Annotated in this window: 11 protein-coding genes; 3 read left to right on the forward strand and 8 right to left on the reverse strand. The window is 62.1% G+C overall.

Annotated features, from left to right (window positions below; all coding sequences use genetic code 11):
• Positions 1-84 precede the first annotated feature (84 nt).
• Positions 85-2,874 (forward strand): leucine--tRNA ligase, encoded by a 2,790-nt coding sequence (leuS, locus tag AC1RL5_RS27815; protein ID WP_492589936.1) that lies wholly within the window; start codon positions 85-87, stop codon positions 2,872-2,874.
• A 73-nt stretch (positions 2,875-2,947) separates the two neighbouring features.
• On the opposite strand, the gene AC1RL5_RS27820 is transcribed toward leuS, so the two are convergent.
• Positions 2,948-3,694 (reverse strand): 3-oxoacyl-ACP reductase family protein, encoded by a 747-nt coding sequence (locus AC1RL5_RS27820; protein ID WP_011060170.1) that lies wholly within the window; start codon positions 3,692-3,694, stop codon positions 2,948-2,950.
• A gap of 124 nt (positions 3,695-3,818) precedes the next feature.
• Here AC1RL5_RS27820 and AC1RL5_RS27825 point away from each other — a divergent pair, with 124 nt between their 5' ends.
• Entirely contained in the window at positions 3,819-4,742 is a 924-nt protein-coding gene (locus AC1RL5_RS27825) for a LysR family transcriptional regulator (protein WP_093406385.1), read from the forward strand.
• 36 nt (positions 4,743-4,778) lie between these two features.
• On the opposite strand, the gene AC1RL5_RS27830 is transcribed toward AC1RL5_RS27825, so the two are convergent.
• The 3 genes from AC1RL5_RS27830 to AC1RL5_RS27840 form a co-directional block, all read right to left on the reverse strand.
• Positions 4,779-5,507 (reverse strand): aspartate/glutamate racemase family protein, encoded by a 729-nt coding sequence (locus tag AC1RL5_RS27830; protein ID WP_019093271.1) that lies wholly within the window; start codon positions 5,505-5,507, stop codon positions 4,779-4,781.
• A gap of 54 nt (positions 5,508-5,561) precedes the next feature.
• Positions 5,562-7,103 carry an NCS1 family nucleobase:cation symporter-1 gene (locus AC1RL5_RS27835; RefSeq protein WP_123576682.1) on the reverse strand — a complete coding sequence of 514 codons (1,542 nt, stop codon included), beginning with the start codon at positions 7,101-7,103 and terminating at the stop codon, positions 5,562-5,564.
• A gap of 489 nt (positions 7,104-7,592) precedes the next feature.
• Entirely contained in the window at positions 7,593-8,327 is a 735-nt protein-coding gene (locus AC1RL5_RS27840; RefSeq protein ID WP_011060174.1) for a phosphoadenylyl-sulfate reductase, read from the reverse strand.
• Positions 8,328-8,502: 175 nt separating this feature from the next.
• Here AC1RL5_RS27840 and thrH point away from each other — a divergent pair, with 175 nt between their 5' ends.
• Complete coding sequence (gene thrH / locus AC1RL5_RS27845; RefSeq protein ID WP_123576680.1) at positions 8,503-9,120, forward strand: bifunctional phosphoserine phosphatase/homoserine phosphotransferase ThrH; 618 nt, start codon at positions 8,503-8,505, stop codon at positions 9,118-9,120.
• Positions 9,121-9,264: 144 nt separating this feature from the next.
• Here the strand turns inward: thrH and pabB are convergent, their stop codons facing one another.
• From pabB to rloA, 4 genes are all read right to left on the reverse strand, one after another.
• Positions 9,265-10,608, reverse strand: coding sequence for an aminodeoxychorismate synthase component I (gene pabB / locus AC1RL5_RS27850; protein ID WP_011060176.1), 1,344 nt, complete (start codon positions 10,606-10,608; stop codon positions 9,265-9,267).
• Between the two features lie 176 nt (positions 10,609-10,784).
• Positions 10,785-11,771 carry an alpha-L-glutamate ligase-like protein RloC gene (locus AC1RL5_RS27855; RefSeq protein WP_492589938.1) on the reverse strand — a complete coding sequence of 329 codons (987 nt, stop codon included), beginning with the start codon at positions 11,769-11,771 and terminating at the stop codon, positions 10,785-10,787.
• Positions 11,771-13,303, reverse strand: coding sequence for an osmotic stress tolerance membrane protein RloB (rloB, locus tag AC1RL5_RS27860; protein WP_011060178.1), 1,533 nt, complete (start codon positions 13,301-13,303; stop codon positions 11,771-11,773). The genes AC1RL5_RS27855 and rloB overlap by 1 nt, the downstream gene beginning before the upstream one ends.
• Before the next feature lie 5 nt (positions 13,304-13,308).
• A complete protein-coding gene (gene rloA / locus AC1RL5_RS27865; protein ID WP_011060179.1) occupies positions 13,309-13,845 on the reverse strand; it encodes a retropepsin-like aspartic peptidase RloA in 537 nt (178 codons plus the stop codon).
• Positions 13,846-13,882 lie beyond the last annotated feature (37 nt).

Below are 13,882 nucleotides of genomic sequence, written 5' to 3' on the forward strand. Positions count from 1 at the left end.
CTGCCGCGCGTTGCGAATGGTAGTCGACTGTAATATATTCCGCCCTCGTAAATGAGTGCGTGCGGCATTTTTCAGGAGTTGTTCATGAAGACGGAAAGTATCAGGAAGATAGAAAATAAATGGCTCGCTCGCTGGGAAAATGAAAAGCATTACTCCGTTGAACTAGATACTTCTCTGCCTAAATATTATTGCCTTGACATGTTTCCTTATCCTTCGGGTGCCGGTCTGCATGTTGGGCATCCGCGCGGATATATTGCGACTGATGTATATAGTCGTTTTAAACGAATGGCTGGTTTCAATGTTTTGCATCCCATGGGTTTCGACTCTTTCGGATTACCCGCGGAACAGTATGCAATCGAAACCGGACAGCACCCAAGAGTGACCACTGACAAGAACATTGCCACGTTCAAGTCGCAGTTGAGAAAACTGGGTTTCTGTTATGACCCGGACCGCGAGATCAAGACTTCCGATGCTCAGTACTATCACTGGACGCAGTGGATATTCTCCCAACTGTTCGACAGTTGGTTCTGCCTCGATACCCACCAGGCCCAGCCTGTCGATGCCCTGATCCGGCGTTTTGAACAATCCGGCAATGCCGGGGTGAATGCCTGGTCTGATTCGCGGACCACAACCATCAGCGCGCAACAGTGGGCCGCTTTCTCGCCTTTGCAGCAGTCGGAGTTCCTGATGAACTACCGATTGGCGTATCGCGCCGACTCTTATGTGAACTGGTGCCCGGCCCTGGGCACGGTGCTGGCCAACGACGAAATCAAGGACGGTTTCTCCGAGCGGGGTGGCCACCCGGTTCAGAAAAAGATAATGAAGCAGTGGATGCTGCGAATTTCCGCGTATGCCGATCGCCTGCTGGAGGGGCTCGATAGCCTGGATTGGCCGGAAGCCTTGAAGGACATGCAGCGCAACTGGATCGGCAAATCCCAGGGCGCGGAAATTGATTTCCAGGTGCGTGATTCTCAGACCGCGATCAAGGTCTTCACGACCCGCCCCGATACGCTGTATGGCGCAACGTTCCTGGTGCTGGCGCCTGAGCATGAGGCCGTCGAGGCAATCACTTCAGCGTCTCTCAAGCCCGCAGTGGCCAATTACCGCGAAGAAGTGGCCTTGCGCTCCGAGCGCGAACGGATGGCCAAGGCCGAGCGGATCACCGGCCAGTTCACCGGCGCCTATGCCGTCCACCCCTTGACCGGCGAAAACCTGCCGATCTGGATTGCCGACTACGTCCTGGCCGATTACGGCACGGGCGCCATCATGGCGGTACCTTCCGGGGACCAACGGGATTTCAACTTTGCCCAGGCCTTCGATCTGCCTGTGGTGCATATCTATGAGGGGGCAGAGCAGGCTGACAAGCCGTTCCTGATCAATGAAGGCCGCCTGATCAACTCTCAGGAAGCCACGGGCATGCTGCGTGCCGAGGCCACCGAGTGGATTCTGCAGCGCCTGGTGGCGACCGGAACCGCCAAGCGCACCTTCAATTACCGTATCCGCGATGCGATTTTTGGCCGTCAGCGCTATTGGGGCGAGCCGATCCCGGTGTATTACGACGAGCAGGGCATTGCTCGAGTGGTTCCCGAGCAGGACCTGCCGGTGACCTTGCCCGATATCGAGGCCTTCCTGCCGACCAGCGAGGGCGAGCCCCCCTTGGAGCGAGCCAGTAGCTGGCGCTACGGCGGCTTTAAGTATGAAACCACCACCATGCCGGGTTGGGCCGGGTCGAGTTGGTACTTCCTCAGGTACATGGATCCGACCAACAGCCATGAGCCCGTGTCGAAGGAGGCCCTGGCCTACTGGCAGGCCGTGGATCTGTATGTCGGCGGATCCGAGCATGCCACCGGCCACCTGCTGTACTCGCGCTTCTGGACGCATTTCCTCAAGGATCGCGGATTGCTGAGTTTTTCCGAACCCTTCAAGCGGGTCCTGTGCCAGGGCATGATCCTCGGCGTCTCGGCGATCATCTATCGGGACAAGACGACCCATGAGTTCGTCTCTGCCGATCTCAAGGACGGGCGGGACGTGCAGCCGCTGTATGTCGATATCAGCATGGTGAATGACAAGAACCAGGTGGATATCGACGCTCTTCGCACATGGCGCCAAACCTACACCGAAGGCACGTTCGTCTGCTCCAAAGGCGTGTTCCTGTGTGATCGCCTGTCGGAAAAGATGTCCAAGTCCAAGTACAACGTGGTCAACCCCGATGACCTGATCGAGGTCTACGGGGCCGATACCTTCCGCCTGCATGAAATGTTCCTCGGGCCGATCGACCAGACCGCCATCTGGTCGACGCAATCCATCGATGGCCCGCACAAGTTCCTGCAGAAGGTCTGGCGCCTGTTTCTGGACGAGCAGGGCGCGGTGATCGTGGATGACCTTGAGCCCGGCGACGAGGAACTCAAGGCGGTGCACACGGCGATTGCCAAGGTGGGGCGTGCCACCGAGGATATGTCCTACAACACTGCGATTGCCGCTCTGATGATCTGCGTGAACCAGCTCAGCGTGTTGCAGTGCCATAAGCGTGGCGTGCTGGAGCTGTTGCTCAAGCTGTTGCACCCCTATGCGCCGTTCATTACTGAAGAGCTATGGTCCGAGGCGCTGGGGCACTCGCGGTCGATCCTTGATTGCGGCTATCCCGTCGCCGACGAAAGTGTGCTGTATGAGGCGCAGTTTGAATGCCCGGTCTCCATCAATGGCAAGTTGCGTACTCGCATCATGCTGCAGCGGGGGATGACGGAAGAGGCGGTGAAGGCCCAGGTGCTGGAGGATGCAACGGTACAACGCTGGCTGTCTGGCGGGCGCTTGCTGAAGTTCATCTTTGTTCCTGATCGAATCATCAACATCGTATGCGCCGCGAACCCTGATTGATCCTGCGCACCGGTTGCACGGTGGTCGGGCCGGGGCGTAGAGCCCCGGCCCGGTTTTTTTATGCGGGTGAGGATCAGGCGCCGAAGCCACCGTCGATGGTCAGGCTGGCGCCGGTGATATAGCCCGCTTCGGCACTGGCCAGGTAGGCGACGAAACCGGCGACTTCCTCGGCATGGCCATAGCGACGGATAGCCATCAGGTCCATCAGGCTCGCGGCGAAGTCACTGTCCGCCGGGTTCATGTCGGTGTCCACCGGGCCGGGCTGGACGTTGTTGATGGTGATGCCCCGCGGGCCAAGGTCCCGGGCCAGGCCCTTGGTCAGGCCCACCAGCGCGGCCTTGCTCATGGCGTAGGGGCCGCCACCGGCGAAGGGCATACGGTCGGCGTTGGTGCTGCCGATGTTGATGATGCGGCCACCTTCGCCCATGTGTCGTGCGGCTTCCTGGGTGGCGATGAATACGCTGCGCACATTGATGGCCAGGGTCCGATCGAAGTCCTCCAGCTTGAACTCGTCCAATGGCGCAATGGCCAGCACCCCGGCGTTGTTGACCAGGATATCGAGTCGGCCAAAGGCCTTGACGCTGTCATTCACTGCGCGGCGGATGGCCTCGGCGTCTGCGCTGTCGGCGTGGATCGCCAGGGCCTTGCCACCCTTGGCGATGATGCTGTCCTGCAGGGCCTGGGCCTTGCTCGCCGAACTGACGTAGGTAAAGGCGACGCTGGCGCCTTCTGCCGCCAAGCGCTCGACAATGGCTGCGCCGATGCCGCGGGAACCGCCTTGGATCAAGGCTACTTTGCCGCTGAGGTCATATGTGCTCATGTGCTTCTCCAGAGATTCAAGGCCGGGTGCCTTTGTGCTTGGAGCGAGTATCTGCCGCGGATTAGCCTCTGTGTAGCCGGTAATCCCTATACTCTGTGTAAACCAAAAGTTTAGAGTGGCCTCTATGGAAGCCTTTAGCAGTATCGAATGTTTTGTCCGCAGCGCTGAAGTCGGCAGCTTTGCCGAGGCGGCGCGGCGGCTCGGCCTGACCCCGGCGGCGGTGGGCAAGAGCGTGGCCAAGCTGGAAACCCGGGTTGGTGTGCGCCTGTTCCAGCGCAGCACTCGACGCCTGACCCTGACCGAGGCCGGCCGCCTGTTTCTCGCGGAAGTTGCCGACAGCCTGCAGACCATCCAGAACGCGGTCAGCACCCTGGCCGATGCCCAGGGGCGCCCGGCGGGGACGCTCAAGGTCAGCATGGGCACGGTGTTTGGCGGGCTGTACATAGTGCCGATGCTCGGCGCCTTTTTGCGCCGCTACCCGGATATTCATCCCGACTGGCATTTCGACAACCGCCAGGTGGACCTGATCGGCCAAGGTTTCGATGCGGCCATTGGCGGCGGTTTCGAATTGCCCCAGGGAGTGGTCGCCCGGCGGCTGTCGCCGGCTCACCGGGTGCTGGTGGCAAGCTCCGATTACCTGCGGGGGCGGGCACCGATCAACGGGCCCGAAGACCTGCGGCATTGCCGGGGGATTCTTATCCGCTCCCCCCAGACCGGGCGCATCCGCACCTGGCAGATGACCGGTCGGGGAGGGCTGATGTGCCCGCTGGAGCTCAAGGCCAGCATGACCATGAGCGATTCCGAGGCCGCCTGCATCGCCGCGGCCCAAGGGCTGGGCCTGGCCTTGGTGAGCATGCCGTTTGCCGTCAATTACCTGCGTTCCGGGGCCTTGCAGCGGGTGTTGCCAGACTGGTACGTGGACGATGGCTTTACCTCGATCTACTACGCCGAGCACAAGATGCTCCCGGGCAAGACGCGGGCCTTCGTCGACTTCGTCATTGAGCAGTTCGCCGAGCAAGGCCTGGCTCAGGCCTTCAGCGCCTTGTAGGAACCGGCCTGGCGACGAGTCTATGTACCGCCGGCCTCAGCGCCCCGCCCGCAAGGGCCAGCCCAGCACTCGCTTGGGCCGGGGCGTGGCATAGGTGCGTACCTTGGAGGTGGATAGCCCCAGACGCACCAGGGACTCGGCAATGGTCACTGCTGCCGTTACTCCGTCCACCACCGGCACCCCGGTGCGCTGGCGAATCTGTTCATCCAGGCCGGCCATGCCCCCGCAGCCCAGGCAGATGACTTCGGCCTTGTCCTCGGTCACCGCCCGTTCGGCCTGGCGCACGATGGCTTCCACGGCGCGCAGCGGGTCTTCCTCCAGCTCCAGTACCGCCAGGCCGCTGGCCCGCACCGAGGCGCAGCGGTCATAAAGGCCGGAGAGCTTGAGCCGGTCTTCGATCAGCGGCACGGTGCGGTCCAGGGTGGTGACCACCGAGTAGGCGTGGCCAAGGAACATGGCAGTGCTGGCGGCGGCGTCGGTGATGTCCACCACTGGCACGTTCAGCAGTTCCTGCAAGCCTTCGCGGCCGTGCTCGCCGTAGCCGGCCTGGATCACCGCGTCATAGGGCTGGTCGTAGGCCAGCACCCGGTCCATTACGGCGATGGCCGCCAGGTAGCTTTCGAAGTTGCCTTCCACCGATTCGGCGCCGAAGTAGGGAGTCAGGCCGATGATCTCGGTGCCCGGCGCTGCCACGCTTTGTGCCTGGTGGGCGATGGCCTGGGTGATGGAGTCGGTGGTGTTGACGTTGACCACGAGAATTCGCATGAGGGTTCCTTGCAGGTTGGGCAGTTCAGGCCCGGCGCGCCGGGCCGGGCAGGTTCAATGGCTGACGTTGTCCACGGCGATGCTTTCGCCGCTGACGTCCGCGTAGCCGGGCTGGCGCTTGGCGATGATCAGGTAGAGCATCCCGGCGATGCCGGCGCCGATCAGCCAGGAGAATGGTGAGACGCTGGCAAAACCCGGCACCAGGGCCAGCACGATGGCGATCAGCGCCGCGGGAATAAAGGCCGCCACTGCCCGCAGGTTGACCCCGCGGCTGTAGAAATAGGCGCCTTGCGGGTCTTCGCTATAGAGCTGCGGCACGTTGACCTGGGCTTTGCGCAGGATCCAGTAGTCCACCATGATCACCCCGTACAGCGGGCCGAGCAGGGCGCCCAGGCCGGAGAGGAAATACACGATCACCAGCGGGCTGTTGTACAGGTTCCACGGCAGGATCAGCACCGCCAGCGCCGCGCTGATCAGCCCGGCGCGGCGGAAGGTCAGGTACTTGGGCGCCAGGTTGCTGAGGACGAAGGCCGGGGCGACGAAGTTGGCCATGATGTTCACCGCCACGGTCACGATCAGAAAGGCCAGGCAGCCCAGGACCAGGAACAGTGTGTTGGGGATCGAGGCGATGATCTCCGTGGGGCTTTCGATGACCCGGCCATTGATCTGGAACTGCGCGCCGCACAGCAGCACGGTGATGGTGGCGAACACCAGGATGTTCACCGGCAGGCCCCAGAAGTTGCCGACCTTGATGGTCTTGCGGCACGGCGAGGAGCGGGCAAAGTCGCAGAAGTTGAGGATCAGGGTGCCGTAGATTGCCAGCCACAGGGCGCCGCCGGCGAAGATCTGCCGCCACATTTCGCTGCCGGTCAGAGGTTCGCGGATCGACCAGGCGATCTGCCCGTCGGCCTGGGTGTACATCCAGGCGGCCAGGCAGGCCACGGTCAGCAGGATGATCGGCCCGGCGAAGGCTTCGTAGCGCCGGATCATTTCCATGCCATAGGCGAGGATCGCCAGTTGCACCAGCCAGATCACCAGGAAGCAGGCCCAGCCCAGGGTCGAGAGGCCGAGGATCGAGTTGTGGTCGTAATCGGCGAAGCCCGGATGGATGGCCGTGAGCAGCACGCGAAACACCACCGAGGCCAGGTAGGTCTGGATGCCGAACCAGGCGATGGCGATCACTGCCCGGATGAGTGCCGGAATCTGCGCGCCATGGATGCCGAAGCTGATGCGGCTGATCACCGGGAACGGCACCCCGGTCTTCTGCCCCATGTAGCCGGACAGGTTCATGAAGAAATACACCAGCGCCGCGCCTATCCCCAGGGACAGCAGGATCTGCCAGCCGCCCAGGCCCAGGGCGTAGAGGCCGATGGCGAAGGAGTAGTTGGCGATGTTGTGCACATCGTTGGTCCACAAGGCGAAGATGCTGTAGCCACCCCAGCGCCGGCCTTCGACCTTGGTCGGTGCCAGGTCGAGGTTGTGCAGGCGTGGGCTGAGCGCGATGGGGGCCGCATCGGCGACCGGTTGTTGGACGTTGTGCGAATGCAGCGAGGAGGGCAGATCCAGTGCGATGTTGTTGGAAGGGCTGGTACGCATTCCGGCATGCTCCTGACTCCGGCCCTGGATGACTGTGCTTGAGCGAGGGGGCTCGACAATCTTCGTCACAGGGTAAGGAATCACTGGGTTCGGGGCATCTGCAGCTTGAGTCGTGGGTCAGGCGTGCGGACGGTTAGTGTATGTATGTTTTGGTTTTTTTGTATACAAAACATAAATCCACTAAAGCCACTTCTGTGCCAATTTCACGACTATGAAATTGGCTGCTGATTTCGTTTTGTTATGGGTTATTCCTAACCTTCTGAAAAGACGAGATTAAAAATTGACCGTTTGAACAGGTATTTATTTTTCGCCAGGCACGGCTTGGCGCCCAATGGATATCGGCGCAGGAAAGGCTTGTAACCTTTTGGGGCGGGGAATCTTTGAAGTGCACACAAAAATGGCACCGACGGTGACATTCTTGTGTACAGGTTTTGCTGCGGGTTGGCTTTCAGTGCGGGCGTCCTTCAGGCGCGCCCGCAGGGAAGGGGGTCAGGCTTTGCTGATGATGTTGCCGGCGTGCAGGCCGCATTCTTTCTGAGTGGCTTCCTCCCACCACCAGCGGCCTTCGCGCTCGTGCTGGTTGGGCAGTACCGGGCGGGTGCAGGGCTCGCAGCCGATGCTGATGAAGCCGCGTTCATGCAGGCTGTTGTAGGGCAGTTCGAGCATGCGGATGTAACCCCAGATCTCCTCGCTGCTCATTTGTGCCAGTGGGTTGAACTTGTACAGGGTGCGCTCCGGCGTGGAGAAGGCTGTGTCGACTTCCAGCACCGCCACCTGGCTGCGGGTACCCGGGCTCTGATCACGGCGCTGGCCGGTGGCCCAGGCGCTGACGGTGGACAGCTTGCGCCGCAGTGGTTCGATCTTGCGGATACCGCAGCACTCGCCATGGCCGTCCTTATAGAAGCTGAACAGGCCCTTTTCCTTGACGAAGGGTTCGAGCTTGCTGTGGTCCGGCGAGATCAGCTCGATCTGGATCTTGTAGTGTTCACGCACCTGATCGATGAAACGGTAGGTTTCCGGGTGCAGGCGGCCGGTATCCAGGCTGAACACCTTGACGTTCTTGTTCAGCTTCCAGGCCATGTCCACCAGCACCACATCCTCGGCACCGCTGAAGGAAATCCACAGGTCATCGCCGAACTGGGCAAAGGCCAGTTTGAGAATGTCCTGGGCAGACTTGTTGGCATAGGTCGCGGCGAGTTCAGCGACGTCGAACGATGGGGTCATCAGGGCGGTTTCCTACAGGTCGGTGGCGCTGTGCGCTCTATAGGGGGGCGATCTTAACAAAATCCACACCGCCCTGGCGCGCTCCTCTGCGTTGCGCCTGTGCAGGCGAATCGCTAGAGTTCGGCAGTCCTTTTGCTCGCTCAATTTAAATAATCAGAACCAATGGGAGTGTCTTGTGGAAATTGCCTGTCTCGATCTGGAAGGTGTACTGGTCCCGGAAATCTGGATCGCCTTTGCCGAAAAAACCGGGATTGAATCCCTCAAGGCAACCACCCGGGATATTCCCGACTACGACGTGCTAATGAAACAGCGCCTGCGGATTCTCGACGAACACGGCCTGAAGCTTTCGGATATCCAGGAAGTGATCGCCACCCTCAAGCCACTGGACGGCGCGGTGGAATTCGTCAACTGGCTGCGCGAGCGCTTCCAGGTGGTGATCCTTTCCGACACCTTCTATGAATTTTCCCAGCCCCTGATGCGCCAGCTGGGCTTTCCGACCCTGCTTTGCCACCGCCTGATCACCGATGACGGCGGCCGGGTGACCGGCTATCAGTTGCGCCAGAAAGACCCCAAGCGCCAGTCGGTGCTGGCCTTCAAGAGCCTGTACTACCGGGTGATTGCGGCGGGGGATTCCTACAACGACACGACGATGCTCGGTGAGGCGGATGCCGGCATCCTGTTCCACGCCCCGGACAACGTGATCCGCGAGTTCCCGCAGTTCCCGGCGGTGCACAGCTTTGCCGAGCTGAAGCAGGAGTTCATCAAGGCTTCCTATCGTCCCCTGAGCCTGTAAAACCGTTCTTGTAGGAGCCGGCTTGCCGGCGAAGGGGCCTCTGGATTTTGCGCAAATCCTGCCGACGCCTTCGCTGGCAAGCCAGCTCCTACGGGTGGGAGAACGGCGCGCGCTTGTAGGAGCCGGCTGGCCGGCGAAGAGGCCCTAAAGCCCCTGCAGCGTTTCCAGCAACACCCGCACCTTGGTGATGGATTCCTGGTATTCCTCCTGCCAGTCGGAATCCGCGACTATTCCGCCGCCGCCCCAGCAACAGATCTGCCCATCCTTGGCCAGCAGGCTGCGGATGGCGATCGAACTGTCCATTTCTCCGCGCACGTCCAGGTACAGCAGCGAACCGCAGTACAGCGCACGCCGCGTGGGTTCCAGCTCGTCGATGATCTGCATCGAGCGGATCTTCGGCGCGCCGGTGATCGAGCCGCCGGGAAAGCTGCCGGCGATCAGGTCCAGGGCGTCCTTGCCGTCCGCCAGCTCGCCAGTGACGCTGCTCACCAGGTGGTGCACGTTGGGGTAGCTTTCCAGGCTGAACAGCTCCGGTACCCGTACCGAGCCTATGCGGCAGGTGCGCCCCAGGTCGTTGCGCAACAGATCGACGATCATCAGGTTTTCCGCCCGGTCCTTTGGGCTGGCCAGCAGCTCGGCGGCATTGGCCGCGTCTTGCGCCGCATCCCGGCCGCGGGGGCGGGTGCCTTTGATCGGGCGGGTTTCCACCCGGCCCTGGCTGACGTGGACGAAGCGCTCCGGCGACAGGCTCAGCACCGCACCGCCTTCCGGCAGCCGCTGGAAACCCGAGAACGGGGTCGGGCAGGCGGCGCGCAGGGCGCAATAGGCCGCCCAGGGATCACCCTGGTACTGGCCGCGAAAGCGCTGGGCGAAGTTCACCTGATAGCAGTCGCCGGCCTGGATGTAGTGCTGGATGCGCTGGAACGCCTGGCGGTAGTCCTCGGCGCTCAGATCAGCCAGCATGGCGCCGGTCAGCTTGAATGCCGGCTGCGACGCGGGCAGCGGCTGGCTGAACAGTTGAATCAGGCGCTGGCGCTCGGTGTCATCCAGGCTGGGGTGGAACACCAGCTGGCTGGTGCCTGCCTGGTGGTCGTTGATCAGCGCCCAGGCATACAGGCCAAAGCGTGCGTCGGGCAGTTGCAGGTCATCCCGGGCCTGGCTTGGCAGGCGCTCCAGATGGCGGCCGAAGTCATAGCTGAGGTAGCCGATCAGGCCGCCGGCGAAGGGCAGTTCATAAGGAGCGGGTAGTTGCGCCGGGCCCAGTTGCCCCAGGTTGTCCCGCAGGCGCTGGAGAAAGCCCCTGCCGCTTTCTGCGGCGGCCACGGTCAACTGCGCCAGGGGCCAGGCGCTGAGCAGGTCATAGCGCCCGCGCTCGGCGCTGGGCCGGCCGCTGTCCAGCAGCACGGCGCCGGGGGCGTGCTCGATTGCCGCGAAATACTCGGCGGGGTTGGTGCGGTAGGGGAGCGGGTGTACGGAACAGGTCAACATGCGGGGCAAATCAGCCATCGGAGCGCGGTTGGCGATTGTATGCCTCTGCAGGAGTTGCTCCTAGAGGGGATGTCGGTGTTTGCCCGGTTCGTGGCGTATTCACCGACCTGTAGCTGCTGCCGCAGGCTGCGAAAAGGTCCGCAGGACCTTCCGTTCGCACCCTGCGGCAGGCGCTATCAGCCTTCCACGGCAGGGATATGGCCAAACAGTTCCTGGGCGAAGCGTACCCGCTCCTCGACGCCTTCCTCGATGCCCTGGGCCTTGAGCTCCTCAAGGTGGGCTTCGATGGCGTGGGTGCGCTGGGTCAGGCCGCAATCGTTGGCGATCTGGATGTTCAGCCCGGGACGGGCGTTGAGTTCGAGAATCAGCGGGCCCTTGTCCTGGTCCAGGACCATGTCCACGCCGATGTAGCCCAGGCCACAGAGTTCGTAGCAGCCAGCCGCCAGCTTCATGAAGCCGTCCCAGTAGGGCAGTTGCACGCCGTCCACCGCGTTGGTGGTGTCCGGGTGCTTGGTGATGATGTTGTTCAGCCAGGTACCGCGCAGGGTCAGGCCGGTGGCCAGGTCGACCCCGACGCCGATGGCGCCCTGGTGCAGGTTGGCCTTGCCCCCGGACTGGCGGGTCGGCAGGCGCAGCATGGCCATCACCGGGTAGCCCATGAGCACGATGATGCGGATGTCCGGCACGCCTTCATAGCTGATGCTCTTGAAGATCTGGTCCGGGGTCACCCGGTACTCGATCAGCGCCCGGTCGCGGTGGCCGCCCAGGGAATACAGGCCGGTGAGGATGCTGGAGATATGGTGCTCGATCTCTTCGTGGCTGATGATCTTGCCCGACACCGTGCGATAACGGCCCTCGAAGCGGTCGGCGATCACAATGATCCCGTCACCTCCGGCGCCCTGGGCCGGCTTGATCACGAAGTCGTTGCGCCCTTTGAGGATCTCGCCGAGCTTGTCGATTTCCTTCTCGGTGGAGATCACCCCGTACAGTTCCGGCACATGGATACCGGCCTTGATCGCCCGTTCCTTGGTGATGATCTTGTCATCGACGATGGGGTACAGGCTGCGCTTGTTGTACTTGAGCACGTAGTCGGCATTACGCCGGTTGATGCCCATGATTCCCCGCGCTTCCAGGGCTTTCCAGGTCTTCCACAGGCCGAACATCAGGAGTCGGCCTTGACGAAGGCTTTGAAACGCACCAGCTCCGTCAGGCGGTAGCCGCGGTAGCGACCCATCGCCAGCATGAAGCCCACCAGGATCAGCAGCATCGCCGGGAAGGTAAAGACGAAGTAGGTGAGTTCCGGCACGCTCATGATCAGGTGCGCCAGGGAGGCGGCGAACAGGGTGCCGATGGCGACTTTCATCGCATGGCCGCCGCCGCGCTCTTCCCAGGTGATGGACAGGCGTTCGATGGTCATGGTCAGGATCACCATCGGGAACAGCGCCACCGACAGGCCGCGTTCCAGGCCCAGCTTGTGGCTGAACAGGCTGATGGCGGCGATCAGCACCACGACGAAGGTCAGTACCACCGAGAGTCGCGGCAGCATCTGCAACTTCAAGTGTTCGAGGTAGGAGCGCAAGGACAGCCCGAGCGCGGTGATTACCGTGAACAGCACGATGCCAAAGCCCAACTGGGTCTCGCGGAAGGCCAGGGCGATCAGCACCGGGGTGAAGGTGCCGAGGGTCTGCAGGCCGATCAGGTTGCGCAGCACCAGGATCACCAGCACGCCGATGGGGATCATCACCATGATCATGAAGGTCTGCTGGGTCTGCAGCGGCAGGCCGTACAGCGAGTATTCGAGGAAGTTGGCGTCGGTGTTCTCGTCGGTCAGCTTGGCCAGGCGAATGGCGTTCATTTCGCTGTTGTTGAGGCTGAAGGTGACGTTGGCTTTCTTGCCGCCATCGACGGTGATCAGGTTGTCGTCGCCGGTCCACCACAGCAGGCGGTCGCTGGGCATGCCCTGCTCACCGGTTTCCGGGTTGAAGTACAGCCAGTCGGTGCCGTTGAAGCTGCGCAGCCAGAGCTCCGGGGTCTGCGGCTGGTCGGCCACCAGGCGGATGGTGTGGACCTTTTCCACCGGCACGTGGGCGATGGACAGCAGCAGCTCGACAATCTTCGCCTTGTTGGTGCTGGACGGATCGCCGGCCAGCAGCAGCTTGGCGTTGTCGTCATTGGCGTTGTTGACCCGCTTGATGGCTTCGCTGATGAAGGTCTCGACGTCCGCCGAATGCTGGCGGATCGGCGCCAGCAGGGCGTCGGCGGCGATCTTTTCCGGGCCTTCCACGGCCATGCTGTCACGGAAGGTCGGGCCCTTGACCTTGGCTTTCTCGGCGCTGTAGCGCTTGGTCAGCACCAGGCGGTAGTACAGGGTCTGGTTGCCCTTGGCCCGGCGCGCCGACCAGGTGACCTTGCGGTTGCCGTCGACGCGGTTCACCGCCACCCCGTAGTTGTTGGAAATGAAGCTCTCGTTGAGGCTCACGTAATCGCGGCTCAGGGGCGGCACGAACATCTGGATCTTGATCGGGTCCTTGCCGTTGGCGACGAACTCGACCTTGGCATCGATGTTCCACAGATCGTCGGTAGCGTCTTCGGTCACCGGAATGCCGAGCACGAAGATCTGATAGGCCGTGATCGAAATGCCCAGCACCACCAGGATGGCGATCAGGACTTTCAGATGAAGGGTAAGAGAGCGCATTGGAATTACTCTGCGGTATGAGCGTCGGTGGCGCAGGCGGGTTTGCCAGCAGCGTATTTAAGACTGGGGTCGACCAGCGCATCGAAGCGTTTCAGGGCTTCGGAGCCGATCAGGAGCGGGTATTGGAATGCGCTGCGGTCGGTCAAGTTCACTTCGATGCTGCGCAGGGCGCTGCCCATGCAGACATCCAGGGCGATGACCGGCCGTGCGGTGTAGTTCTTGTCCTCATCGGGGTCGTAGTCGCCGGCACGGCGCTTGATCTTGCTGACCCGGGCCAGAGGCCGTTCGATGGGATGGGAATGGGCGGCGTCGATCGCCAGGTAGAAACGCACCCAGGACTCGCCATTGCGCTTGAAGCGCTTGATGTCGCGGGCACTCAGGGAAGCGGTCTTGGCCCCGGTGTCGAGCTTGGCCGCGACCTCCAGGTCGATGCCGGACAGCCGAGCGTATTCATTCAAGCCGTAGACAGTCTTGCCGGCGGCGGCGCTGATGCCGGGCAGGGCAAGCAGGCAGAGCAGTAGGGGAAGGGCCTTGAGTCTCATAGATCCTGATGGGCATGGGTTCTTCAGTTCAAGGCGA

It is taken from the genome of Pseudomonas sp. GW822-FHT06D10, assembly GCF_058799535.1.